Below are 25058 nucleotides of genomic sequence, written 5' to 3' on the forward strand. Positions count from 1 at the left end.
TTATGTCAGATGAACAAAAGTCAAAAGATCGTTCGGTTCTGTATGTTTCTGCAGGTATAGCTTTGGTATTTGTAGCATTTAGTATAATCCTGCCTTCTCAAATGGCTAAAGCAGCCAATGGTGTGTTAGCATTTTTAACTACTAATTTCGGTTGGCTATATCTTATGTCAGTATTTATCTTTACAGTAGTTATATTTATTATTGCTCTCAGTCGTTTTGGTAATATCAAGCTAGGGGCGGATGATGAAAAACCAGAATTTACAACTTTCCAGTGGTTTACTATGCTATTTGGAGGGGGAATGGGTATTGGAATGGTTTTTTGGGCGATTGCTGAACCAATGACTCATTATATGTCACCACCGGTGGGGCAACCGGGGACTCCGCAAGCTATGCATGATGCTATGCGAATTGTATTTAATGATTTTGGCTTTCATGTTTGGATTATTTATGCGGTTTGTGGTTTAGCTCTGGCATATTTCCAGTATCGAAAAGGTCTTCCATGCTTAATCAGCTCGGCCTTTTATCCAATTCTTGGTGATCGTATTTATGGACCTATTGGTAAAACAATTGATATAATAGCGGTATTTGCTACGATATTTGGAGTAGCAACCAGCTTAGGATTAGGAGCTGCTCAAATTGCCACAGGGATACAATATATCTGGGGAATTACAGCGACACCTGGTATGACTGCTGTTATTATTGCAATTATGACAGCGATATTTACGCTTGCTACTGTATCTGGACTACATAAGGCAATGCAGGCTGTTGCTGATGTGAAGGTATGGCTTTCAATTGGATTTATGGTATTTATCTTCCTGTTTGGTGGAATGGTATTTATACTAAATACTTTCACTCATACGTTTGGTGATTATATTCAAAACTTTATGGGACAGAGTTTGTGGATGGGCAATATTGAATGGACTAAAGCCTGGCCGATATTCTACAGAGCTTGGTATATTGCATGGGCAGCGTTTGTAGGTCAGTTCATAGCACGTGTTTCCAGAGGTCGTACTATTCGCGAATTCATACTAGCGTCAGTCTTCCTGCCTGCAGGTTTCTGTCTTATATGGATTGCAATCTATGGTGGAGCAGCATTTAATCTAGATGCATTGTCACACGGTGCAATTCAGGCAGCAGTTAAAACTGATATTTCCACAGCTTTATTTGCAACGTTGCAGCATCTACCACTTTATATTATCACTGCGCCGCTTGCGATTGTACTGATCATTGCTTCCTTTGCTGGAGCTGCTAATTCAGCTACCTATGTACTGAGCATGTTTACATCTGGGGGAGACCAGAATCCAAGTAAAAAGCTATGTGGGTTTTGGGGAATTGCCCAAGGAGCTATCACAATAATGCTTGTTTTAGTAGGAGGAACAGCTGCTATAAAGACACTTCAAACGGCTTCAATTGCCGCTGCCTTTCCGTTTATGCTGATTATGCTTGTCATGTGCTACAGCATATACAAGGCTCTTCGGGAAGAGAAAGTTTAAAGAAGAAATAGTAGTATATAAAAATGGTGAACTAAAAGTAAATTTATATAAGTAGTAAGTAAATATTATTGAAATATTAAGAAAGAAGGTGCAATATGAATAATATTTATGATGTTATTATAATAGGTTCTGGTCCTGCCGGACTTTCTGCAGCCTTATATTCAGCAAGGGCTAAGATGAAAACTTTGCTACTAGAAAGAAGCAAGGCAGGTGGACAGATTGTAATTACAGATGAAGTTGCCAACTATCCAGGGTCAATAAAAGAGGCTACAGGTCCCAGCTTAATTGCCAGGATGGAAGAGCAGGTTGAGAGCTTTGGAGCAGAAAGAAAAAAAGATGAGATAAAAGAAGTAGATTTTACTGGAAAAATAAAAAGGCTCAAAGGCATTAATGAAGAATATCAGGCTAAAGCTGTAATCATTGCAACTGGAGCTACTCCAAGGCATATTGGATGTCCTGGGGAAAATCAGTTAATTGGTAAAGGCGTGTCTTACTGTGCAACCTGTGATGCAGAATTTTTTGAAGATCTAGAAGTTTTTGTAGTAGGGGGAGGTGATGCAGCTATTGAAGAAGCTCTTTATCTGACGAAGTTTGCTAAAAAGGTTACTATAGTTCATAGAAGAGATGAACTTAGAGCAGCAAAATCCATACAGGAAAAAGCCTTTAAAAATCCTAAAGTTGAAATAATGTGGAATAAAGTAATAACAGAATTAAAAGGTGATGGATTGCTTGAATCTGCTGTATTTAAAGATACAAAAACTGGAGAAATAAATGAATATTTCGCTGATGAAGAGGATGGAACATTTGGAGTATTTGTCTTTGTAGGTTATTTACCTATAAATGGTCTATTTAAAGATAAAATTACAATGAATAAGGCAGGCTATATTATAACAAATGATAAAATGGAAACTAATATTTCTGGAGTATTTGCAGCAGGAGATATTAGGGAAAAGCCATTGAGACAGGTAGTTACAGCTGCAGCAGATGGAGCAATAGCAGCTGTGGAGGCTGGAAAATATATAGAAAATAATTTTGAAGAGTAGAAGGTGGAGTTAAAATGGTAATTTTGGATAAAAATACATTTAAGGATGAAGTCTTGGAAACTAAGGGTTATGTACTTGTAGATTATTTTGGAGACGGTTGTGTACCTTGTCAAGCATTGATGCCTGATGTGGAGGAACTATCAAAGCAGTATGGTAATCAGGTAAAGTTTTGTAAACTAAATACTACAAAAGCTAGAAGATTAGCTATTTCTCAGAGAGTACTCGGCCTTCCAACAATTGTTCTTTATAAAGATGGAGAAAAGATTGAAGAAGTTGTAAAGGACGATGCTAATAAAGAAAATATTGAGGCAATGATTAAAAAGCATATAAATATTTAACATAATTAAGGAGGAAAAGATATGAGTTTATTAGAAGGAAAAAAAGTAATTGCAATAGGAGATAGAGATGGAATTCCAGGTCCAGCTATAGAAGAATGTGTTAAAAGTGCTAAAGGAGAAGCAATATTTGTTTCAACAGAATGCTTTGTTTGAACAGCCGCTGGAGCTATGGATCTGGAGATCCAACAAAGAGTAAAAGATTTAACTGAAAAATATGGCCCAGAAAATGTAATTGTAATTTTAGGAGGAGCAGAAGCAGAAGCATCAGGACTTTCAGCAGAAACAGTATGTGCTGGAGATCCAACATTTGCAGGACCTCTTGCTGGAATAGCATTAGGACTTGGTGTATATCATGCAGTAGAACCTGAAGTTAAAGCAGAATTCGATCCAGCTGTTTATGATGAACAATGTGGAATGATGGAAATGGTTCTTGATGTGGATGAAATTATTAGTGAGGTAAAAACTGTTAGAGACAGTTATTCAAAATATAACAAATAGTCCATATAACATTTAATAATTAGAAAAAATTAGAAAATGGCATGCAGAAATGTATGCTATTTTCCAGCATATATTAATTGAAATTATTAAGGAGGGTTTTTAATGAGTTTTCCAGTAATCAAAAATGCTGCCTATGTATTAGTAAATGCACCGGATATGACAATACATAATGGTACTACTCAAACATTAGAAAGAGAAACGAATCCAGAGTCAGAGTATTTAAAAGAAATGCCGAATCACTTAAGATCATTTGAGGATGTAGTTGGTTATGCACCAAATCAAACTTATATAGGAAATATGACTCCAGAAGAATTAAGTGAAAGAAAAAGACCTTGGTATGATGAAAAAATTGATGGTGCATCAAGGTTTGGTAAGTTTGGAGAAATAATGCCTGAAGATGAATTCTATGGACTAATTAAGGTAAGTGATGTATTTGATCTTGTCTTGTTAGAAAAGAATTTTACTGAAACAGTTAGAGAAAAGTTTAAGGCACGTCCAATTTTAAGTAAGAAAGCAGATGAATTAAAGGAAGGTGTTTGTCTAGCTGATATAGAGAAATTGGTAGAAGATCATGTAGCTGAAGGTTTATATTTAAATGATAAACTTGTAGGATGCGTAAAAAGAGCACATGAATTTGATAAAAATTTAACTTCACATATAATTGTTGAAAATTTATCAGTTAAAGCATCAGGAGTTCTTGCTCTAATGCATTTAGTTGAAAATTCAGGAATAGATGTAAATGAAGTAGAATATATGATTGAATGTTCAGAAGAAGCTATTGGAGACATGAATCAAAGAGGCGGTGGAAATATAGCCAAAGCTTGTGGTGAAATTGCAGGAATCAAAGGTGCTACTGGTATAGACATGAGAGGTTTTTGTGCTGGCCCTTCACATTCAATAGTTAATGCAGCTGCATTAGTTAAAGCAGGAGTTTATAAGAATGTCATTGTGTTTGCTGGTGGTTCCACTGCTAAGCTTGGAATGAATGGTAGAGATCATGTTAAAAAGGGATTGCCTGTTTTAGAAGATTGCTTAGGAGGATTTGCAATACTAATATCTGAAAATGATGGTGTAAGTCCTGTAATAAGAACAGATGTTATAGGAAGGCATAGTATATCTCATGGTGCTGCACCACAGGCAGTATTGGAAGCATTAGTTTTAGATCCATTAACTGAAAATGGATTAAAGATTACTGATGTTGATAAATTTGCGCCGGAACTGCAGACTCCAGACTTAACTGAACCTGCAGGGGCAGGAGATGTTCCAACTCAAAATTACAAGATGATAGGAGCTCTTGCAGTAAAAAATGGGCAGCTAGATAGAAAAGAACTGCCAAACTTTGTAAAACAACATGGATATCCAGGATATGCGCCAACACAAGGGCACATACCATCAGGAGTTCCTATAGTTGGTCATGGTATTGAACATATAATGTCAGGAAAATTAAATAACTTTATGTTAATAGGAAAAGGAAGCTTGTTCTTAGGAAGAATGACTAACTTGTTTGATGGAATATCAATATTAGTAGAAAAGAATTCTGGTATTGTAGATGATACTAATACGGTTTCAAAAGAAGAAATTAAGAGCATGATAGCTGAAGAATTTAAGAAATTTGCTGCTCAAATGATGGAAGAATAACAAGTAGTCAGTTTTGACATAGAAAAGAAAATTTCTAGTTAAACATTGCAAATTGAAAAATGAATACTAACAAAAAGGAGGGAGCAGCGTGGAGCAAACTAAAAAAGTAATTTCAGAAGTATTTAATGAAATAGCTGATGGAATAATAAGTGGAAACTTCGGAAAAAGAGTTAAAATTGGATTAACCACTTTTGGTTCAGAACATGGTGTGGACGAGATGATTAAAGCTGCAGCACTTGCCAAGAGCAAATATGGTGATTTTGATATAGTTTTAATAGGACCTAAAGTTGAAGGAGACTTTGAAATAGTTGAGGTTAGTGATGCTGAAGAAGGCCATAAAAAAATGGTAGAGTTGTTAGATAATAAAGTAATAGACGGATGTGTCACTCAGCATTTTGATTTTCCTATAGGAGTTTCAACAGTTGGAAAAGTTATTACTCCAGGGTTAGGAAAAGAAATGATAATTGCTACAACTACAGGAACAACAGCTACCCATAGAGTTGAAGGAATGATTAAAAATACTATAAATGGAATAGCCGTTGCAAAAGCTTGCGGAATAAAAGATCCTAAGATTGGCATATTAAATGTAGATGGAGCTAGAGGAGTTGAGAGAGCACTTAAAGAACTGCAAAGCAGAGGATATAAGTTTTCTTTTAGTGAATCTTTAAGAGCTGATGGAGGTTCAGTCATGAGAGGAAATGACCTGCTGGCAGGAACACCTGATGTTATGATTTGTGACTCCTTAACAGGTAACTTGCTTGTAAAGATATTTGCATCATTTACAACAGGAGGAAATTATGAAACTACTGGATATGGATATGGTCCAGGAGTAGGAGAAGGCTATGATAAGATAATTAATATAGTATCTAGAGCATCAGGAGCTCCATTAATTTGTGAAGCATTAAAATATTGTGCACTTTCTGCAAAAAATAATTTATTGCAGCTTGCTGATATTGAATATAAAAATGCCAATAAAGCAGGTTTAAAAGAAATAATAGGAAAAATCCTTGAAAAGGAAAAGCCTGCAGCTGCAGTAGAAGAAGTTAAGATTCCACCTAAAAAAGTAGTAACTTATGGGATACCTGGAATTGATATTCTTGAGCTTGAAGATGCTTGTAAGTCACTTTGGAAGGAAGGAATATATTCTGAGAGTGGAATGGGCTGCACTGGACCAATAGTTTTGGTAAGTGAAGATGAAAGCGAAAACGCTATTAATGTACTTGTAAAGAATGGATTTAAATAGTATTATACACAAACACGGTGGATAGAATAAATACTTTTCATAAGTCTAAAGCTCAGTATCTTAAAAGTCTAAGAATTATTGGTAAACTCATACATGAAACATATCAAAGATACTAAGACTTTATAAAATACTGAGCTGAGGCTTATGTCAAAGGTATTTAAATATGTCTTTTAGAATGTTAATATATTTCTTTACATAAGTTAAGTGTCTGTTGGGATTATCTATGTATTGAGATAATTCATGTTGTCATAGTTTCAGTAAGAAAGTCTAGCAGGTTTATAGAAAAGTTCTTTATATATAAATTAAGAATAAGGTGATTTTTATGAAAGAAAAAATAAGAATATGGACTAGGCAGGATAAGAATATTCTTGATGTTTTGGAAAAGGAACAAAGATATATTGTAAAAAGAGAATATATAGAAAACAAACTGGAAAACTGTGCAAAATATTATTTTGAAGTGTATTCTTGGTACACTATGAAAGCAAGTGAAATAGTTCCAATACCTAACGACGTAAAATATCCTATATGGGTTTCAATAACTCCTGATTTTATGCTTCAACGAACCCCTGGTACTGTTATATTAGAGCTTTTAGTAGATAAGGATTTGGTCATTGTGACGGATACAGAAAAATGGGGTAGAGTAGTGAATTTATGGTATGTTCCATTAAGTAAGGAAGATGAAGAAGAATACGATAAAAAACTTAATAATTATGGAATATCAAATTGTTCAAATGCATATATAAGCGGTTTTTACCCTCATCTTAAAAGTGAAATAATTAAAAGTTGGAGTAGATTATTTGACAATTCTTATTCATTGTCAAATTTAAAGCAGGGTACAATTTGGGAGGTGAAAAAGGAATGGGTTCAAAAAGTAATAAGGTAATACTATATACTTCCCAAAGTCCAGAGGTTATTAAAGCGTTAATGGAAAATAAGGTATGCTATGTAAAAAGAGAATTCATTGTAAAAAAGTATCAGGAGATTTCAAGAATATTTTTAGAGGCATATAATTGGTATATAAATAAAGCACAAAATATTGTAAAAAAGCCTGAACATGCTGAGTATCCATTTTGGACACATAATAAAATAGATTATGCTGGATCGTATCCAGGCAATTACCTGCTTTCTTTGGAAGTGCCGGTAGAAGAATGTGTTTTTTTTAGAGCTGAAGATTGGAATAAGATTTTAAATCTAAAATATTTAGCTGCTGATGAAAAGGATGAAAGAATTCACAAGGATATGTTAGCAAAGTTTAATATTTCAATTGAGTCAGACATAGTTACCAAGCCTTTTTATCCAAATTTAAAATCAAAAGTAAAAAAAAGCTGGGATAATTTATTTAAATATCATCAGCTAATAAAGTCTGGAGCTATGAAGGAAAAAAATTTACAAGCAGGCTTATGGGAGCTTAAAAAAGAATGGATTATTGATATTAAATCTTCCTTTTAATGAATAACTAAAAAACATTTGCTTAAAGTATTATACAGCAAGAATTAATGAAGCGTACCATAAAATCCTATTTGTGTAAAAGAACAAAAATTGATGAATAATCATGTAATCAGGAGGACATTTTAATGGAGTTTAATCAAATAGAAGCATTTATTAATGTAGCAAAGTTTAAAAGCTTTTCTAAGGCTGCGGACTCAATTTTTTTATCACAACCTGCTATAAGTGCTCATATAGCTAGTTTAGAAAAAGAATTAAAGGTACAATTATTTAACCGAACATCTAGAGAAGTATTTCTAACACCTGCAGGGGAGTCATTTCTAAAATATGCTATAGATATTTTAAATTCCCGTGATAAAGCTATCTATAATCTTGCAAAGTTTAGTGGAACAGTTAGTGGAAAGCTTAGGGTATCAGCAAGTACTGCCCCTTGTAATAATATATTGCCTTCTTTAATAAAAGATTTTCATCAGCAATACCCTGATGTTTCATTTGATGTTGTAGAAGAAAGCTCTGATAAAATAATTAAAGATATTATAAAATTTAATTGTGAAATAGGCTTTGTAGGTAAATTTGTTAATGATGAAAAGATTAGGACTTATAGTATCATGGAAGATGATCTAGTTGTAATATCTCCGTCAGATTTTAATTTCCCTGATATCATAGACATAGACTTTCTACTTAAATATAAATTTATATTAAGAGAACCAGGATCTGCAACTCGTAAAGCCTTTGAAGACATTCTAAAAAAACAAGGAATAGATGTTTCAAGTATAGATGTGTATTTTGAAGTGAACAATCTAGATGCACTTTATAAGTTTGTAAAAAATGGTCTTGGGATATCCATAGTTTCAAAAAACACATTTAAAGATTATATATCATTAGGATTCATAAAAGAAAGCTGTATAAAAAACCTTTCTCTTAAAAGATATATTTATTTAATTGTTAGTTCTAAGAGAACTCTTACTCCTGCTGCAAATGCTTTTTTTAATCTATGTAAGAGGTGTTATAAGTTCTAATAAATATTGGAATTATATGTTAACATATAATATTGTCTTTTATATGTGGTAATTGTTCGTACATAAAACCATTAAATGAATTAGGGAGGTGCAAATGTGAAAGTTTACTTAGATAACTCTGCAACTAGTTATCCAAAACCAGAAGATGTTTATTATTCTGTTTTTAATTATATGAAAAATATAGGTGCAAATCCAGGCAGAGGTGGATATGCTAATGTTTTAGAAGGAGACAGAATTATATTTAGCTGTAGGGAAGCTTTAATGAAGCTTTTTAATTTTAACAAACTTGAAAATGTAATTTTTACGTCAAATATAACTGAATCACTTAATATATTATTAAAAAGTGTCATAAAAGAAGGATGGCATATTATTACTTCATCTATGGAGCATAATTCAATTTTAAGACCACTTTCTAATCTGAAAGAAACTAAACACATTGATCTAGATATAATTGAATGTCCAGAAAGTGGAATTCTCAATATTGAGGATTTTAAAAAAGCTATTAAGCTTAACACTAAGCTAGTAGTTTTAACTCATGCTTCTAATATAATAGGCAGCATTCAACCTTTAAAAGAAGTGGGCAAAATTTGTCAGAAAAAAGGTATTTATTTTATAGTAGATTCTGCTCAGAGTGCTGGCGCTATACCTGTAGACTTTTCTGAAATAGGCTGCAATGCATTAGCTTTTACAGGACATAAGTCTCTTTTAGGTCCTCAAGGGACAGGTGGCTTTTTAATTGATGATGATTTAAATAAAGAAGCTTCACCTTTTATTGAAGGTGGTACAGGAAGCCTGTCAAAAAGTATAACCCAACCTGACTTTCTTCCTGATAAATTTGAAAGTGGAACATTAAACGCACCTGGTATAGCTGGATTACTTGCAGGGATTAATTATATAACTAAAGCAGGAATTTTGTCAATCCAAGAAAAAGAACAACAGCTTTGCCAACATTTTATTGATGGACTTTTAAACATACCTTCTATTAAAGTCTATGGTTCTAAAGATGCATCTTTAAGAACCCCTACTATTTCTATAAATTCAACTAAAATTAATAATGCCGAATTAGGATTTGTTTTAGATAGAGATTACGGAATAATGGCTAGATCAGGATTACATTGTGCACCTTTAGCTCATAAAACTATAAAAACTCTTGCTGAAGGAACTTTAAGATTTAGTTTAGGGCCATTTAACGACAAAAAAGATATTGACTACACTTTATATGCACTAAACTTAATATTAGGATCTGTCTAAAAAAGATGTCAAAGGTTTCACATCTTAAAATTTTCATAGTGGTAGCTTGTTGAAAAGGCCACATTTACTGTTGACTGATTCTAAAGTTATATTTTTTAATTTTTGGCAATAATTTATAAGTGAAAAAGAGAAGTAAAGTGTGAAATTTTAGTAGGAGGTGTCAATGTGGCTCAAAAAAGACTTACAGAGTTAAGTAAAACTTCAGGATGAGCGGCAAAAATAGGGCCGGAGACCCTGTCAAAAATATTAGGTAAGTTACCTAAAATGGAAGATAAAAATTTAATAGTGGGAATAGAGACCTCTGATGATGCGGCTGTCTATAAGGTAAATGATGAAATGGCAGTTATACAAACATTAGATTTTTTTACCCCAGTAGTTGATGATCCTTATACTTTTGGGCAAATTGCTGCAACAAATTCTATAAGTGATGTATATGCAATGGGTGGAAAACCGACAGTAGCTTTAAATATAGTGTGTTTTCCAAATTGTTTATCTATAGATATTTTAGGGGAAATATTAAGAGGGGGAGCAGATAAGGTAATTGAAGCAGGAGCAGTAGTTATTGGTGGTCATACGGTAGAGGATGATGAACCCAAATATGGATTATCTGTAATGGGAATAATCCATCCAGATAAAATTCTTAAAAATTTTGGTTCGAAAGTAGGAGAGGATGTTATTATAACAAAGCCCTTAGGAACTGGAATAATAAACACTGCTATAAAAGGAGGAATGGCATCAAAGAAAGCTTATGATGAAGCTGTAAAAGTTATGACTACTTTAAATAAATATGCGAGTGAAATAATTGTAAATTATAATATTTCAGCTTGCACAGATATAACGGGTTTTGGACTTATGGGGCATGGATATGAAATGGCCGAAGCTTCAGGTGTCACTTTTAAATTATATAAGGATAAAATACCTTATATAAAAGAGTCAAAAGAGTATGCAGAAATAGGACTTGTACCAGCAGGAACTTATAATAACAGAAAATATATAGAAGGTAAATTTGAGTTTAGAGATACTCCAGAATGGATGAAAGATATATTATTTGATCCTCAAACCTCGGGTGGGCTTTTAATAACTTGTTCAAAAAAGGAAAGTCCTAAAATAATAGAGGAACTTTCAAAATTGGAATTACCATCAGCGATTATTGGGGAAGTAATAGTTAAGCAAGAAGAGGGCTATATAATAGTAGAATAAGTCTAAGAGGCAGAACAATCAAAGAAAATGGTACTCAAGATTCAAGATGCAATTTCAAAGGCGATGGCTTAAGTGGATAATCTTTCTATTAATTCTAATAGTCTGTTGAACTTAATGTCTAAAAGTGTATATAACGATTATGAAATTATGCTTGAGGTAGCAGATAAATGCAATGAGGATGCAAAATTTTAGAATAGTTTAGAAGGTGGAAATAAAATGGAAAAGAATCAACTGTTAAGAGATCTACCAAAGATAGATGAACTTCTAAAAGAAGATATAGTAAACAATGAACTAAAATTTACAATGAGAACGATTGTTGTTGAGACATTAAGAGAGGCTATAGATAACTATAGAGAGCTTATATTAAGTGGCAGTATAGATGAATATTCAAAAGAGAATATATTAAAAAGCTTTTTAGAACTTTTAGAAGAGAAGAAAGGTTCAAAATTTAAAAAAGTTATAAATGCTGCAGGAGTTATTATACATACTAATCTAGGGAGATCACTATTAGCTAAAAAGGCTTTAGAGAATGTTGTAAATGTGGCTGATAACTATAATAACCTGGAATATGATTTGAAGAAAGGACAAAGGGGTTCAAGGTATAGCCACGTTGAAGAACTCATTAAGAGAGTGACGGGAGCAGAAGCTGCTATGGTTGTAAATAATAATGCAGCTGCAGTTATGCTGGTGTTGAATACTTTGTGTAAGGATAAAGAAGCAATTGTATCTCGAGGGCAGTTAGTTGAAATAGGAGGTTCTTTTAGAGTGCCAGATGTTATGAGATTTAGTGGAGCAAGGCTTGTAGAAGTTGGAACAACAAATAGAACCCATTTATATGATTATGACAATAATATAAATGAAAATACTGGTGTTTTACTAAAAGTACATACATCTAATTTTAAAATTCTAGGATTTACAGAGGATGTATCTTTAGAAGAATTGGTTAAGCTAGGGTATGAGAGTAAAATACCTGTAGTAGAAGATATAGGAAGCGGTACATTAATAGATTTTTCAAAATATGGATTTACACATGAACCTACAGTTCAGGAAAGTATTAAAAAAGGTGTAGATGTAGTTACTTTTAGTGGAGATAAGATGCTTGGGGGACCACAGGCAGGAATAGTTATAGGTAAAAAAGTATATATAGATAAAATGAAAAAAAATCAACTTACGAGGGCATTGAGAATAGATAAAATGACACTTGCTGCATTAGAGGGAACACTTAAGTATTATTTAGATGAAAAAGAGGCTATAGAAAACATACCTACATTGCATATGATACTAAGCCAAAAGAGTGATCATAAAAAAAGGGCACAAAGGCTTAAAGAGGAACTTGAAAGCAAAATTAAAAACTTTAAATTTGCTTTAGAAGAAGATTATTCAATAGTAGGTGGAGGTTCAATGCCTACAGAAAAAATAGATACATATGTTATAAAGGTAGAAAGTGATAAGTTTTCTCCACAAGAATTAGAAAAAAAATTAAGAGAAAATAAAACTCCTATAATAATTAGAATTTCAAATAATGAGGTTATATTAGATGTAAGAACTATTTTTGATAAAGATTTTGATATAATAGTAAATGCTTTTATTTTTTTAGATTAAAAGAGAGGTAGTAATGTATATGAAACATATTATAATTGGAACAGCAGGACATATAGACCACGGAAAAACCACTCTTATAAAAGCTTTAACCGGTAGAGAAACAGATACTCTTAGAGAGGAAAAAGAAAGGGGAATATCTATAAATCTTGGATTTACTTTCTTTGATCTGCCATCGGGTAAAAGAGCAGGAATTATAGATGTGCCAGGGCATGAAAAGTTTATTAAAAATATGTTAGCAGGAATAAGCAGCATAGATATAGTTATTTTAGTAATAGCTGCAGATGAAGGAATAATGCCTCAAACAAGAGAACATTTTGAAATTCTTCAATTATTGGACGTTAAAAAAGGTATTGTTGTCATTACAAAGTCAGATTTAGTAGATGAAGAATGGTTATCAATGGTAAAAGAAGATATAAAAAATGAATTTAAGGGGACTTTTTTAGAAAATGCTCCAATTCATTCAGTATCTTCTAAGACTGGTGTTGGATTAGATGATTTGATAGGAGATATAGACAAATTTACAGAAGAAGCAGAAGCTAAAGACGTGCAAGGGCATTTTAGGCTTCCGGTAGATAGGGTATTTACGATAAGTGGATTTGGAACAATAGTGACAGGAACAGTTATAAGTGGATCCATTAAGGAAGGTGAAATAATAGAAATTTACCCAACAAAGCTTGTATCTAAAGTAAGAGGAATTCAAGTGCATGATCAGTCTGTAAAAGCTGCTGAAGCAGGACAGAGATGTGCTATAAATATATCAAATGTAAAGGTAAGTGATGTTAAAAGGGGAGATGTAATATCTGTTGAAAATTTAATGGAACCATCCTTAATGGTTGATTGTAAATTATATTATTTAAAAAGTGCATTAAAACCCTTAGAAAATAGGCAGAGAGTAAGGCTTTATCATGGGACAAGTGAGATCATATGCAGAGTTGTTATATTAAATAAAGATCAGGTGGAGCCAGGAGAAGAAGCATATGTGCAGCTAAGGTTAGAAAAACCTCTAACTGCTCAAAGAAATGATAGATATGTAATACGAAGCTATTCACCTATGAATACTATAGGAGGTGGATCTATAATTGAGCCGCTTGCTAAAAAAGCAAAACGATTTGACCAAGAATATATTGAAGAGTTAAAGATAAAGGAAAGTGGAAAGGCTGAAAGTATATTAGAAAATACTATTAAAAACCTAAGTAAGGAATATCCAAGGATCACAGACATATTAAAATCATTGGGGAAAAATGAGGAAAATATTGAGGAAAAGCTAGAAAAATTAATAAGTGAAAATAAAATAGTGAAATTTGACAGAGGAGATAAAGCAATTTACGTTCATAGATGTTTTATTAATAAAAAAATAGCTGAAATAATTAATATACTTGGTAAATACCATAAGGAAAACCCACTTAAATGGGGGATATCTAAAGAAGAAATAAAAAATAAAGTGTTCGGGAAATCACTGAATCAGAAAACCTATGGTCAGATAATGGATTTGCTAGTAAGTGAAAAATTATTACTTATACATGGCAATTTTATTTCACTTCCAGACTTTAGTATAACTTATACTAAAGAGCAAAAATTAATAAGAGAACACATTATAAAATCTTTTAAAGCTGGTAAATTTTCACCTCCTAAATATAATGAACTTGAGACAAAAGAGAAGGATACTAAAAACTTTAGGATGGTATTTGATTCTATAGTTGATGAAGGTATTTTAGTAAAAGTATCAGAGGATTGTTTCTTTTTGTTAGAAGATTACAGAAAGGTTAAAGAATTAGTTATAAATATTATAACTAATAATGGAAGTATGACTTTAGCAGAACTAAGAGATGAGTTAAATACAAGCAGAAAATATGCTGAGGCACTAGCAGGACATTTTGACAGTATAAAGTTAACTAAAAGATTAGGAGATAAGAGGGTGCTTTGTTAATACTAAAGAATTATAAAAAAAGCTACTTTGATTTAGTAAACAGTTTAATTATATTATAGCTGTATCATAAAATGTAATATAATTAATCACATAAAGTGATAAGAAAATAGACGAAAAATGTTGACATAATAAATGGTACATCTTATAATATTTTATGTAATTAAATATGGGAGTAGATAGGTTCTGGTGTTCCTGGCGGTCTTCAAAACCGTTCTGTCGTGCTAAGACCATGACGGGTGGGTTCGATTCCCACATATTCCCGCCATTAATAGAATATCAAGACATCTAGTAAATTTGTAAAGTTTACTAGATGTCTTTTTATTTAGTAGAAATTTAAAACTTTTTTAATTCAACGTGTATACAGCAATTTACTAAAATTATGTTGAATTTGATTAGTAATAATTAAAAATCTATTATAAAGTGTTATATGGTTAAATATTACAATTACCTGTTATGTCAAGAAGAAATTAGTTTTTTTGTTTTCCAAAAATTGGACAAGTATAAAATATTAGTATAGAAGTGTTAATATTTATAATTTTTTCAAATTTGACGTAATAATAGCAAGGCTGTATAATCAAGTCAGTTATTGTTGAAAGATTAAAAGCCAATGCAAATGATATGGTTTTCATAATATAATTTTAGCATAATAATATTTCATGGAATACTTATATTATTATTTTTTTGTGTAGAATGGAGGAGTAAAATTGATAGTTATAGAGAACCTTAGCAAAAATTATGGAAAATTGAATGTTTTAGACAAAATCTCATTAACTATTAATGATGGAGAAATCTTTGGGTTAGTTGGAAGAAGCGGTGCAGGAAAATCTACATTATTAAGATGTATTCAACAAGATTTCAATCTCCGAAATATGTAAATATGGTAATTAATCGTTTAAAAGCAGTGAGAGAAGCAGTAGGATCGAATGTAGATATAATTATGGAAAATCATTCATATATTGATGCACAAGTAGCTGTTCAAATTGGGTCACTTGCAAAAGAATATGGAATATTATTTTTTGAAGAACCATGTACACCAAACCCTAAAATGAATAAGTTTGTATGTGATAAATTGAATATTCCTATTGCACAAGGTGAACGTATATATACAAGGTGGGGATATGCTCCATATTTTGAGAATAATTCAATTCAATTAATACAGCCAGACTTGGGAAATTGTGGGGGGATTACAGAAGGGAAAAAAATATGTGATTTAGCACATATTTATGATGTAGGCGTTCAGATGCATGTTTGTGCAAGCCCATTATCTACTGCAGTAGCCTTGCATTTAGAAGCAGTTATTCCTAATTTTACAATTCATGAACATCATGTATATAATTTACATCAATACAATAAGCAATTATGCGTTTATGATTACCAACCTAAAAATGGATACTTTGAAGTACCTGATTTGCCGGGTATTGGAAACGAATGGTCTGATTATGTATTTAAAAATAGTAGTTTAGTTACAATAAAGTAATAGATATTCTTTATAGCTATTGATTTTTAAGCAATTCTTGAAATCCTTCAAATCACAAAAATTAATACATAATGAGACAATAATGGCATGGAAGCTAACAAAAGAGTTAATTTTAGAATATTTTGACTGGTTTGAAGAAAATGGAATATGTGAACAATTAGAAATATAGAGAAAGTTAGGGGATACAGCAAGATGATTAAGATTGAACATTTAAAAATGCAATTTGGACAATCTGTTATTTTAAAAGATATTAATATTGAGATAGGAAAAGGTGAGGTCATAGTATTGATTGGCCCATCAGGTACAGGTAAGTCCACATTTCTTCGTTGTCTTAATTTTTTAGTAAAGCCTACAGAAGGTAAAATTACAATTGATGGTTTTACTGTGGATGCTAAAACTGCTTCTAAAAAAGATGTTTATAGATTAAGGCAAAAAACATCCATGGTTTTTCAAAATTATAATTTATTGAAAAATAAAACTGCTATCCAAAATATTATGGAACCTATGGTAACGGTACAAAAGAAAAGCAAAAAGGAAGCTGAAGAGACAGCTGTTGCTTTACTTAAAAAAGTAGGACTTTTAGAAAAAAGGGATGCATATCCCAAAGAAATGTCTGGTGGGCAACAACAAAGAATAGGAATTGCAAGAGCAATGGCTGTGAATGCAAATGTGATTTTATTTGATGAACCTACATCTTCTTTAGATCCTGAATTAGTTGGAGAAGTGTTAACTGTGATTAAACAATTGGCAGCAGAGCATAACAAAACAATGCTGATTGTAACTCATGAAATGAAGTTTGCAAAAGAGGTTGCTGATAAAATGATTTTTTTAGAGGATGGTTATATTGCAGGAATGGGAACTCCTAAAGAAATATTTGAAAATTGTACAAATGAGAGAATTAGAAAATTTGTAAATACAATGACAGCAAATAGTATGGGGGATAAATAAATGAATTTTGATTTTCAATGGTTTATTAATCTGTTTCCAATTGTTTTACCATCATTAAAATTAACAATTGAAATATCTCTAGTATCATTAATATTTACATTATTGTTATCTGTTGTAATATCAATTATAAGATATTATAAAGTATGGGGATTATACCAATTATTTGGTGTATATATTACGTTTTTTAGAGCAACACCACTTGTAGCACAACTATTTATGTTGTATTTTGGTCTTCCTTGTGTAATTCCAGCACTAAAATCTATGACAGCATTCCAAGCAACTGTAATTGCTCTTACATTAAATACAGCTTCTTTTATGGCAGAAACTTTAAGAGCAGCTTTAGAATCTGTGGAAGTAGGACAACTAGAAGCTTGTTATTCAATGAGTATGACAAAATATCAGACAATGATGCGGGTTGTTTTACCACAAGCATTTGTTGTAGCACTACCTTCTCTTGGAAATCAATTTATCGGCATCATTAAAGGGTCTGCATTAGGATTTACAGTAGGTCTTGCAGATATAATGGCAAAGGCAAAAACGGAAGCTGCATTAACCCTGCGCTTTTTTGAAGCATATTTATGTGTAACTTTAATTTATCTAGTAATTGTAATTTTTGTAGAAAAAATTCAAAGATTAGTAGAGAAAAGAATTCAAAAATTTTGTTAAAAAATGAGGGGGAAAAATATGAAAAGTATTAAGAAAATATTTTCACTTGCAGTATGTGCTTGCATGATTTTTGGTATGACTGCATGTGGAAGTACAAAAAATGATTCACAAAAGAAAGAAGAAGCTAAAGAACCTACAAAAATTATTGTAGCATCTGGTTCATCTTCGGTACCTAATTCATATGTAGAAAATGGTGTACATAAGGGACATGAAGTGGATATTTGGAATGCTATTTCTGCTAAAACTGGTATTAAAGTTCAATTTGTAACTGGTGATTTTGATACTCTATTTGGATACTTGGATTCTGGTAAAGCAGATACAGTAGGAAATACCATTACAATTAATGCTAAACGTAAAGCTAAGTATGATTTTTCAGAACCATATGCATATATTCCAGAAAAATTAGTTGTACATTCAGATAAGACTAATATTAAAAAATTGAAGGATATATCTGGTATGACTTGTGGATTTTCATCAGGTTCAAATGGTGGAAACCTATTTAAACAAATTGCTAAAGAACAAGGAATTAAGATCAAATTAGTTACATATGATAGTTCTGATTTATTATTTGAAGCTTTTCGTCAAGGAAAAGTTGATGCTATGATTTACTCTGCAGGTGAAGCGGCATATAAAATTAAAAATGGACTTCTTGATGCAAGAATGGTTGAAGAAAATGTTACAGTTGGAGCAAAAGCATACCCATTCGTAAAAGGTAATGCCAATTCAGAAAAATTAAACAAGGTTGTTACGAAGGCTATTCAAGAAATGAAGAAGGACGGTACATTATCAAAGATTTATCAAAAGTGGTATGGACAGGACTTTAGTGAGAAACCGAAGGATGCTAAAATAGCTAATTAATTCTACATGATAGTAAAGATTAATGATGAGGAAGTGTTGTAACTTGTTAAAGTATGTTGAAAGAAAACAAACCGATAGTAAAAAGTGGGATGGATTGGAGGCTATGTTTGGAGCTTCAGATCTAATGCCACTATGGGTTGCAGATATGGATTTCAAAGTAGCTGACTGTGTTGTTGAAAAACTTAAAGAGTATTTAGATTTTGGTGTTTTGGGGTATTATAAACAACCTGAGAAGTATAAGCAGGCTTTTATAAATTGGGAGCAAACTTATCACGGATACACAGTTAAGAAGGAATGGCTTCGCTATTCTCCAGGTGTTGTTCCTGCTATTAATTGGTTCATACAGTTACTTACAGAGAAGAAGGATTCTATTATTGTTTTAACACCTGTATATTATCCATTTTTAGATGCTGTAAAGAATAACGGCAGAAATCTGATAGAAAGCGATTTAATTAATGAAGGTGGAAATTACACTATTGATTTTAAAGACTTTGAAGATAAAATCATAGAAAACCATGTAAAGCTATTTATACTTTGTTCACCACACAATCCTGTAGGCAGGGTTTGGAAAAAGAATGAACTTAAAAGTCTCATGAATATCTGCAAAAAACATGATGTAAAGGTAATTTCAGATGAAATTCATCAGGATATTGTAATAGATGAAAATAAGCATATCCCGGTGGCTACACTAGGAGATTATGACTCTATGCTTGTTACACTTACAGCTGGAACGAAAACTTTTAATCTTGCTTCATGTAAAAATTCTTTTGTTATTATACCAGATTCTCAAATTCGAAAAGCCTTTGATACTTTTGTACAATGTATCCGTATTCCAGATGGAAATGCCTTTGGATATATTGCAGTACAAAGTGCCTATGAAAAGGGAAGAGCATGGTTAGAAGCAGTATTGCATCAAATTGAAGAAAATTATTTATATATTAAGAAAAAGCTTCATGAGGAACTTCCTCTTGCTGAAGTATCTCCTTTAGAGGGAACTTACTTGCTCTGGATTAATCTGGGTAAGTACATAGAGGGCAATGAACTGGAAAGTTTTATTAAAGAAAGATGCAAACTTGCTTTAGATTTTGGAGTATGGTTTGGAGGGGAACGTTTCAATCAGTATGTAAGAATGAATATTGCTACGTCAAAAGAAAATATAATTAAAGCTGTTGAACAACTTATACAAGGAATAGAGGACATATGCCATTGATAATGCCACTATAATCTTATATAGGATTGAATGTATACAAATTTATTTGTGCCTACTTTTATGCTGAAAGGATTAATTAAGGCAACCTTCCTTCAAACATTATTGAATAGTTCTCCGTATACTTTCCTCTGGAGCTAAATAAAGCTTTTAGCAATGTAGAAATGTTAGAAAATATCTAAGCGACTTTCTTAAGAAGTAAACATAAAATAAAAAGTAATCTTAATGAAACAACTTGGAACCTTTGTAAGTAAAGGCTTTAAGTTGTTTTAAATACTAAAATATTATTAGTTTTTAAAGTATTTCATAGAATGTTTATTATAAAAAGTAAAATTTAGAAACAAAGGGCTTTTTAAATAATCATATGTCTACCTAGAAGGAAGCATGCCAGAGATATGATGTAAGTGTCGAGTTCAAAATAGATTTTACTCCTTTGTAGCTTATTTTGTGGTATGTTATTATATTCATAAACTCAGTAACCAGGCCATTTGTTGATGATGTTTATTAATCTGGTTAGGTGGCCAACCTATGACCGTTGCTCCAATTAATGAAGATACAAGAAGTTAGAGGCCAAATATAAACTTGTAAATGAGTATGGACTTCGAGGTGTTAGCTACTGGGTTTTAGCAAAGCCGCTCCCAAAAAACTGGCAGGTACTTGATAATATGTTCAATATTGAAAAAGTTATACCGGCTAGGTGATATGGTTAGAATATAACTGTGAAAGCAGTTTTTCCTCCATAGTTTAATTATTAAAAACAGTTTAGAACTATTTAAACTGTATCCTGTAGGATGGACACATTAAAAGAGGTTGTGTCTAATCTTACAGGATACTTTTATGGTTTATGCTAATTATTTTTCTTGTTCATTATATTGAAATATTATATGCAACTATTTGTATTGCAATGTATAGGTGAAACTAGTAATTTTAAATGTATAATTAAGCCCTATATTGGTACGAAAGAATGAATTTAAAGTATCTAGAAGATGAAACATCAAAAGAAAGTATATGTGATTGCTAGTTTACTAATAGATTTTTAAGAACTACGATAAACAAAGAAAATATAGGTTGTGTTATTGTCAATAAAAATTCCTCAAAAAAGGGAAACTTTTTTCCCCACCGAAAAAGTGTAAAAAATATTAATTATTTAGATGAAATTTTATTATTTTCCTTACTTAAATTTTTTATAGTACCCTCCCTTTGTTTCATTCTGTAGCTTTCTCCTTTTATAACAACAAAGTGACAGTGATGGACAAACCTGTCTAAAATTGCTGTAGCTAAAACAGGGTCGTAAAATATTCTTGCCCATTCCTCAAATACCTTATTTGTAGTTACTATAATAGAGCCTTTTTCATATCTTCTGGATATTATCTCGTAAAAATCATCTATACTATTTTGATTAAGCCGTTTAAGTCCTAATTCATCCAGTATGAGAAGATCACAGTTAACATAGTATTTCAGCCTTTGACCAAAAGAATTATCTGCCCTTGATATATATAGATCCTCCAGCATTTCATTCACAGTTGTAAATAGTACTTTATATCCCTGGGCGATAGCCTTAATACCTAAGGCTATTGCTAAATGGGTTTTACCTGTTCCCGGAGGACCTATAAATGCTATATTTTCATTTTTACGAACAAATTCACAGGCAGCCAGGTTATATATAAATCTTTTGTTTACAGTAGGCTGGTAACTAAAATTATATTCCTCCAGTGTCTTATGCTGTGAGAATTTGGCTTTTCTAATTCTGTTTTTATTCCCATTATTCTGTCTGTTTATAACTTCATCATTTATAAGCATTTCAAAAAATTCCATGTATGACAAGTTGTTTTTTAAGGCTTCTTCATTCCTGAAATCTAATGTCTAACTATACCAGAAAGTTTGAGATTCTTTAATTTGGAACCTAATATATCATTCATCTCTCAATTCTCCTAATCCAACTAATTTGTTATATTCTGAAATATTTCTAGTTACTTCTGTGGTATTTTGATTAATATAAGTTTGGTTGTCATATAGAGGTAAATCTATTATTCCTTTTTCACATATTTTTTTTATAACTCTATAGGTGAAAACTCCATAATTATATGCCCTTGCACAAGCTTTATCTATTACTTCACTGGAATATTTGTTTCTTAAGGACAATATCCCAGTTATAGATCTATAATCATATTTTTTATTGTTAGATACTTTAATAAATTCATCAAAGAACTTTAATGCATTTCTGCCTATTTCAGTCATTTCATTTCTCTGTCTTGACAATATTTCTGAACTTGTTATATTCTTACTATGAGGATAATGTTCATTATTAGTTATGAACGTGCCCTTCTTATCACTGCAGATGGTATGGAGGGCTATTTCTTTTTCTTTATAGAAGATTTTTATTAAGTTATTTATCTCAATTACGTTAACTTCTTGACCAATGTAAGCGTAAGGTACTGAATAGTAATTTCCACAATAAGTTATGTGACAATTCGTGTTAACTATACAAGTTTTAGATTTAGACATGATATACTCTTCATTTGGAAGGCTTGTTAATTTTTCTTTTTCTACAGTTTGGAAAATTTCGAGGGGAACTTTATGCGTAGTACCATGTTTTCTTACATTTGCAATAGTATCAAGCCATCTGGATAAAAACTTTTTTGCTTCCCCATAGTTTTTAAATTCTCTACCTTTAAAGCAGTTATTTTTGACATAGTCAACATTTGATTCTACTTTACCCTTATCAGTTGGAGTCCTGACCCTACAGGGCTGTGCCCAGAACCCATAATGTGCGGCAAAGGCAGCATAATTTTTCTGGATAACAGGTTCATAAAAATCATTTTCAAGTACACCTGCTTTTAAGTTATCTATTTTTACTGTTTCAGGAACTCCCCCAAAATACTTAAATCCATTTTTATGACATTCAATAAAAGTTTTAACGGATTGGTCAAATACGATTTGAACATACATATATCTTGAATAACTTAAAACCATAACAAATATCCAAGCCTTTTTATGCCTGTTATTTACTTTTATTGTTCCTATATATCCGAAATCTACCTGAGCTTCTTCACCAGGTAAACTTGTTAGAACCATATATGCTTTTGACGGTTTTTCTCTAATTTTTGCAACATATCTCTTTACAGTATCATAACTTCCAGTATAGTTATACCCATCACAAAGATCCTGAAATATTCGCTTTGCTGTTAGTTCTTTCGATACCTGTATGTTTATGTATTCTTTGTGCGGATCAAGTATGGATACACTTTGTTTCCTTTCTATTACACTGCATTTTTCAAGTTTTTGAAGTACTGTCCTGACTGTTTTTCTGTCTATTCCTAAAATATTTGCTATCTGTGTTTTGTTATATCCTTTTTTAAATAATGTTTCTATTGTTGTATGCATTCCTACCCCCAGCATTTATTTCATCTCCTTTGCAGTATTTATTTAATTTAACTACAAAGGAAACTTTTTTTCTATCCAAGTGGGGAATTTTCTTGCACTTTTTTGGGTAATTTTATCTTACTACTAACACTTAAGCTGAGATATTTAGAAATTGATTTAAAGGTGTTAAAAGACTGTAAAGTAATATGTAAAATGGAATTTATACGACGTAGCTACTTGCAAAGTGAATATGAACGATGTTACTTGGAAACTACCATCATACATTATGGATAGGTTACCATAAACTTTACTCTAGTTTCTGAGGACTGACGTCCATTTCTTAGTTGCTTCAAATGTTGCAAGAGGTGCCTTGAGGAGTGCAGTATCACTTGGAAATACGCTTCTTTGACTGTTTCATCTGCGGTATGTGACATTACTTTTTTGACTTCTGGTAAAAATTTGAATGTAGGGGCTATGGTGTCCTAATTTTTCAGCCAGCTTTGCATAGATCCTTGATATATTAAATTTTTGTCCTCTTTTACATGATTGCCCATATGTACCTTGAAATATTTTTGTCCCATCATTAGAAAATACTGTAGCAGTTAAATGTTTACCCTTAAAAGTTTGAATAGATAGTGTTTGTGTAGCAATAAGAAGATAAATTTTATACCAGTTTTCATCATTATCCCCATTAAGCATACAATTTTTTGAAATTTCTTGAGTATATTTAATAGAATCATCAATTGTATTGTAGTTAAGTAACAAAACAGAATCTTTCGATTTATTTACATTTATTTATTAAGTTTACATTAAAATGTTTTTATGTCATTAATTAAAGATAATTTAATCAATGACGAATATTACTATAAAGTATTTAGTAAGGAGGAGTTTAAATGTTTTCAAAAATAGGATTTGATAGAAATATATATAAAAATGTTAATTTAAAAATGAATGAATTCAATAATTATATACCTAAAATAAGTAATGCATCATCAAGTGCTAATGTAACAAAGAGTGTAAGTAGATTAGTTACTACACCATTAAAACAACTATCGTTTAAAGATAATATTATTGATATAAAAGATGGTTATTATATTGCTAAAACTTTAATGCATGGAAATGCTGAAATATCAGTTAAAAATAATCATTCCAAATTGCTTTTATACGAATTGTATCCTAATCAAGATATTACACATTTGTTTAGTGAAGATGAGTTTAATGATATAACAAAAACTAATGAGTTAATAGATGTTTTATCAAGTGGAAAGCCAATAGATAAAATTGTTGATTTAATAAGAATTTTTATGCCTAATAGTAAAGATGTTGGAGCTAGACTACAAAGCTTAGGAATTGAATCAGGCAAATTTTGTGAAATTAAAGGATATTCAGAAAAATTGTTTTTAGATAATAGTGGGTGGATGTATACGAATGAAGAAATTGAAAATCTTAGAAAAGGCTATAATACAGAAAACTGGTTAAAGCTTGGGTTTGGATTTACAAAAGATTCAGTATTTACAATAGATGGTAAGGAATATCGCTTAGATAATAATGGACATTTAAATCTACCTGAAGGGACTATATGTGTACCTTCGAAGGTTAATATAAGAAAATGAATGATTTAACAAGCTTAAAGTACATGTATATAATTTGACATGTGGTATTAAACTAATAAAACCGATAAATCCCACGTTAAGGATTTTAGCTTTAATAACGAAGTAAGCGTCAAATAAGAAATTGGATAGAAAGTGTTTAAAAAATGTGAGATAATCTTCTAAAATAAGTTTTAAAGTTTTTAAAGTTAACTTGAAAAACTTTAATAGGAGATTTTAAATGGATGTACA

The 25058-nt window shown here is 31.5% G+C and carries 23 protein-coding genes, 1 tRNA gene and 1 pseudogene; 22 read left to right on the top strand and 3 right to left on the bottom strand.

The genetic code is table 11. The features are described from left to right. Positions 1 to 2: 2 nt before the first annotated feature. From CLCOS_RS01020 to CLCOS_RS01110, 21 genes are all read left to right on the top strand, one after another. A complete protein-coding gene (locus tag CLCOS_RS01020; protein WP_063602322.1) occupies positions 3 to 1493 on the top strand; it encodes a glycine betaine uptake BCCT transporter in 1491 nt (496 codons plus the stop codon). Positions 1494 to 1588: 95 nt separating this feature from the next. Next, positions 1589 to 2536, top strand: a complete 948-nt coding sequence (gene trxB / locus CLCOS_RS01025; RefSeq protein ID WP_063602323.1) for a thioredoxin-disulfide reductase — start codon at positions 1589 to 1591, stop codon at positions 2534 to 2536. Between the two features lie 14 nt (positions 2537 to 2550). After that, positions 2551 to 2874, top strand: coding sequence for a thioredoxin TrxA (trxA, locus tag CLCOS_RS01030; RefSeq protein ID WP_013239424.1), 324 nt, complete (start codon positions 2551 to 2553; stop codon positions 2872 to 2874). 21 nt (positions 2875 to 2895) lie between these two features. Continuing rightward, positions 2896 to 3372, top strand: coding sequence for a glycine/sarcosine/betaine reductase complex selenoprotein A (gene grdA, locus CLCOS_RS01040; protein ID WP_082853623.1), 477 nt, complete (start codon positions 2896 to 2898; stop codon positions 3370 to 3372). 102 nt (positions 3373 to 3474) lie between these two features. Next, on the top strand, positions 3475 to 5010 hold the full coding sequence (grdC, locus tag CLCOS_RS01045) for a glycine/sarcosine/betaine reductase complex component C subunit beta (protein WP_013239422.1): 1536 nt from the start codon (positions 3475 to 3477) through the stop codon (positions 5008 to 5010). 88 nt (positions 5011 to 5098) lie between these two features. Next, on the top strand, positions 5099 to 6253 hold the full coding sequence (gene grdD, locus CLCOS_RS01050) for a glycine/sarcosine/betaine reductase complex component C subunit alpha (protein WP_063602325.1): 1155 nt from the start codon (positions 5099 to 5101) through the stop codon (positions 6251 to 6253). A gap of 322 nt (positions 6254 to 6575) precedes the next feature. Next, a complete protein-coding gene (locus tag CLCOS_RS01055; RefSeq protein ID WP_013239420.1) occupies positions 6576 to 7136 on the top strand; it encodes a DUF3841 domain-containing protein in 561 nt (186 codons plus the stop codon). After that, positions 7112 to 7702 (top strand): DUF3841 domain-containing protein, encoded by a 591-nt coding sequence (locus tag CLCOS_RS01060; protein ID WP_013239419.1) that lies wholly within the window; start codon positions 7112 to 7114, stop codon positions 7700 to 7702. Before CLCOS_RS01055 ends, CLCOS_RS01060 begins: the two co-directional genes overlap by 25 nt. A 125-nt stretch (positions 7703 to 7827) precedes the next feature. Beyond that, positions 7828 to 8718 carry a selenium metabolism-associated LysR family transcriptional regulator gene (locus tag CLCOS_RS01065; RefSeq protein ID WP_013239418.1) on the top strand — a complete coding sequence of 297 codons (891 nt, stop codon included), beginning with the start codon at positions 7828 to 7830 and terminating at the stop codon, positions 8716 to 8718. A 96-nt stretch (positions 8719 to 8814) separates the two neighbouring features. Next, entirely contained in the window at positions 8815 to 9969 is a 1155-nt protein-coding gene (locus tag CLCOS_RS01070; protein WP_063602326.1) for an aminotransferase class V-fold PLP-dependent enzyme, read from the top strand. Positions 9970 to 10134: 165 nt separating this feature from the next. After that, positions 10135 to 11169, top strand: coding sequence for a selenide, water dikinase SelD (gene selD, locus CLCOS_RS01075; protein WP_082853624.1), 1035 nt, complete (start codon positions 10135 to 10137; stop codon positions 11167 to 11169). A gap of 216 nt (positions 11170 to 11385) precedes the next feature. Then, positions 11386 to 12771: an L-seryl-tRNA(Sec) selenium transferase gene (gene selA / locus CLCOS_RS01080; protein ID WP_063602328.1), complete on the top strand. Its 1386-nt coding sequence runs from the start codon at positions 11386 to 11388 to the stop codon at positions 12769 to 12771. 19 nt (positions 12772 to 12790) lie between these two features. Then, positions 12791 to 14698, top strand: a complete 1908-nt coding sequence (gene selB / locus CLCOS_RS01085) for a selenocysteine-specific translation elongation factor (protein WP_063602329.1) — start codon at positions 12791 to 12793, stop codon at positions 14696 to 14698. A 168-nt stretch (positions 14699 to 14866) separates the two neighbouring features. Further along, positions 14867 to 14963, top strand: a tRNA-Sec gene (locus tag CLCOS_RS21675). A gap of 439 nt (positions 14964 to 15402) precedes the next feature. Further along, positions 15403 to 15573, top strand: coding sequence for an ATP-binding cassette domain-containing protein (locus CLCOS_RS21265; protein WP_153042893.1), 171 nt, complete (start codon positions 15403 to 15405; stop codon positions 15571 to 15573). 2 nt (positions 15574 to 15575) lie between these two features. Further along, the gene (locus tag CLCOS_RS01090) at positions 15576 to 16175 is read left to right on the top strand and encodes a mandelate racemase/muconate lactonizing enzyme family protein (protein WP_343217884.1); all 600 of its coding nucleotides are present in this window, start codon (positions 15576 to 15578) and stop codon (positions 16173 to 16175) included. 19 nt (positions 16176 to 16194) lie between these two features. Beyond that, positions 16195 to 16344, top strand: a complete 150-nt coding sequence (locus tag CLCOS_RS22215) for a hypothetical protein (protein WP_192847941.1) — start codon at positions 16195 to 16197, stop codon at positions 16342 to 16344. A 23-nt stretch (positions 16345 to 16367) separates the two neighbouring features. Beyond that, positions 16368 to 17123, top strand: a complete 756-nt coding sequence (locus CLCOS_RS01095; protein ID WP_063602330.1) for an amino acid ABC transporter ATP-binding protein — start codon at positions 16368 to 16370, stop codon at positions 17121 to 17123. After that, positions 17124 to 17789 (top strand): amino acid ABC transporter permease, encoded by a 666-nt coding sequence (locus CLCOS_RS01100; protein ID WP_013239408.1) that lies wholly within the window; start codon positions 17124 to 17126, stop codon positions 17787 to 17789. It abuts the gene before it with no gap. An 18-nt stretch (positions 17790 to 17807) separates the two neighbouring features. Next, positions 17808 to 18647, top strand: a complete 840-nt coding sequence (locus CLCOS_RS01105; RefSeq protein WP_063602331.1) for a transporter substrate-binding domain-containing protein — start codon at positions 17808 to 17810, stop codon at positions 18645 to 18647. Between the two features lie 43 nt (positions 18648 to 18690). Beyond that, positions 18691 to 19857: a MalY/PatB family protein gene (locus CLCOS_RS01110; RefSeq protein WP_063602332.1), complete on the top strand. Its 1167-nt coding sequence runs from the start codon at positions 18691 to 18693 to the stop codon at positions 19855 to 19857. Positions 19858 to 20997: 1140 nt separating this feature from the next. Here CLCOS_RS01110 and istB read toward each other — a convergent pair. The 3 genes and pseudogenes from istB to CLCOS_RS23135 form a co-directional block, all read right to left on the bottom strand. Then, complete coding sequence (gene istB / locus CLCOS_RS01115; RefSeq protein WP_275507153.1) at positions 20998 to 21669, bottom strand: IS21-like element helper ATPase IstB; 672 nt, start codon at positions 21667 to 21669, stop codon at positions 20998 to 21000. Positions 21670 to 21765: 96 nt separating this feature from the next. Beyond that, complete coding sequence (gene istA / locus CLCOS_RS01120) at positions 21766 to 23238, bottom strand: IS21 family transposase (protein ID WP_082853625.1); 1473 nt, start codon at positions 23236 to 23238, stop codon at positions 21766 to 21768. Between the two features lie 291 nt (positions 23239 to 23529). Then, positions 23530 to 23735: pseudogene (locus tag CLCOS_RS23135) on the bottom strand (IS256 family transposase); the annotation flags it as partial. A gap of 375 nt (positions 23736 to 24110) precedes the next feature. Between CLCOS_RS23135 and CLCOS_RS01130 the strand changes: the two are divergent. After that, a complete protein-coding gene (locus CLCOS_RS01130) occupies positions 24111 to 24830 on the top strand; it encodes a hypothetical protein (protein WP_063602335.1) in 720 nt (239 codons plus the stop codon). Positions 24831 to 25058: the final 228 nt, after the last annotated feature.

Origin of the sequence: Clostridium coskatii (assembly GCF_001675205.1) — a bacterium.
Taxonomy (GTDB): Bacteria; Bacillota; Clostridia; order Clostridiales; family Clostridiaceae; genus Clostridium_B; species Clostridium_B ljungdahlii.

Bases quoted from the DNA above. Each gene is read 5' to 3' on its own strand.
- selB (WP_063602329.1), top strand. From the start codon at position 12,791: ATGAAACATATTATAATTGGAACAGCAGGACATATAGACCACGGAAAA.
- selA (WP_063602328.1), top strand. From the start codon at position 11,386: ATGGAAAAGAATCAACTGTTAAGAGATCTACCAAAGATAGATGAACTT.
- grdC (WP_013239422.1), top strand. From the start codon at position 3,475: ATGAGTTTTCCAGTAATCAAAAATGCTGCCTATGTATTAGTAAATGCA.
- CLCOS_RS01100 (WP_013239408.1), top strand. From the start codon at position 17,124: ATGAATTTTGATTTTCAATGGTTTATTAATCTGTTTCCAATTGTTTTA.
- CLCOS_RS01020 (WP_063602322.1), top strand. From the start codon at position 3: ATGTCAGATGAACAAAAGTCAAAAGATCGTTCGGTTCTGTATGTTTCT.
- CLCOS_RS01065 (WP_013239418.1), top strand. From the start codon at position 7,828: ATGGAGTTTAATCAAATAGAAGCATTTATTAATGTAGCAAAGTTTAAA.
- CLCOS_RS01055 (WP_013239420.1), top strand. From the start codon at position 6,576: ATGAAAGAAAAAATAAGAATATGGACTAGGCAGGATAAGAATATTCTT.
- CLCOS_RS01130 (WP_063602335.1), top strand. From the start codon at position 24,111: ATGTTTTCAAAAATAGGATTTGATAGAAATATATATAAAAATGTTAAT.
- CLCOS_RS01060 (WP_013239419.1), top strand. From the start codon at position 7,112: ATGGGTTCAAAAAGTAATAAGGTAATACTATATACTTCCCAAAGTCCA.
- trxA (WP_013239424.1), top strand. From the start codon at position 2,551: ATGGTAATTTTGGATAAAAATACATTTAAGGATGAAGTCTTGGAAACT.
- CLCOS_RS01090 (WP_343217884.1), top strand. From the start codon at position 15,576: ATGGTAATTAATCGTTTAAAAGCAGTGAGAGAAGCAGTAGGATCGAAT.
- istA (WP_082853625.1), bottom strand. From the start codon at position 23,238: ATGCATACAACAATAGAAACATTATTTAAAAAAGGATATAACAAAACA.
- istB (WP_275507153.1), bottom strand. From the start codon at position 21,669: ATGGAATTTTTTGAAATGCTTATAAATGATGAAGTTATAAACAGACAG.
- trxB (WP_063602323.1), top strand. From the start codon at position 1,589: ATGAATAATATTTATGATGTTATTATAATAGGTTCTGGTCCTGCCGGA.
- CLCOS_RS01105 (WP_063602331.1), top strand. From the start codon at position 17,808: ATGAAAAGTATTAAGAAAATATTTTCACTTGCAGTATGTGCTTGCATG.
- CLCOS_RS01095 (WP_063602330.1), top strand. From the start codon at position 16,368: ATGATTAAGATTGAACATTTAAAAATGCAATTTGGACAATCTGTTATT.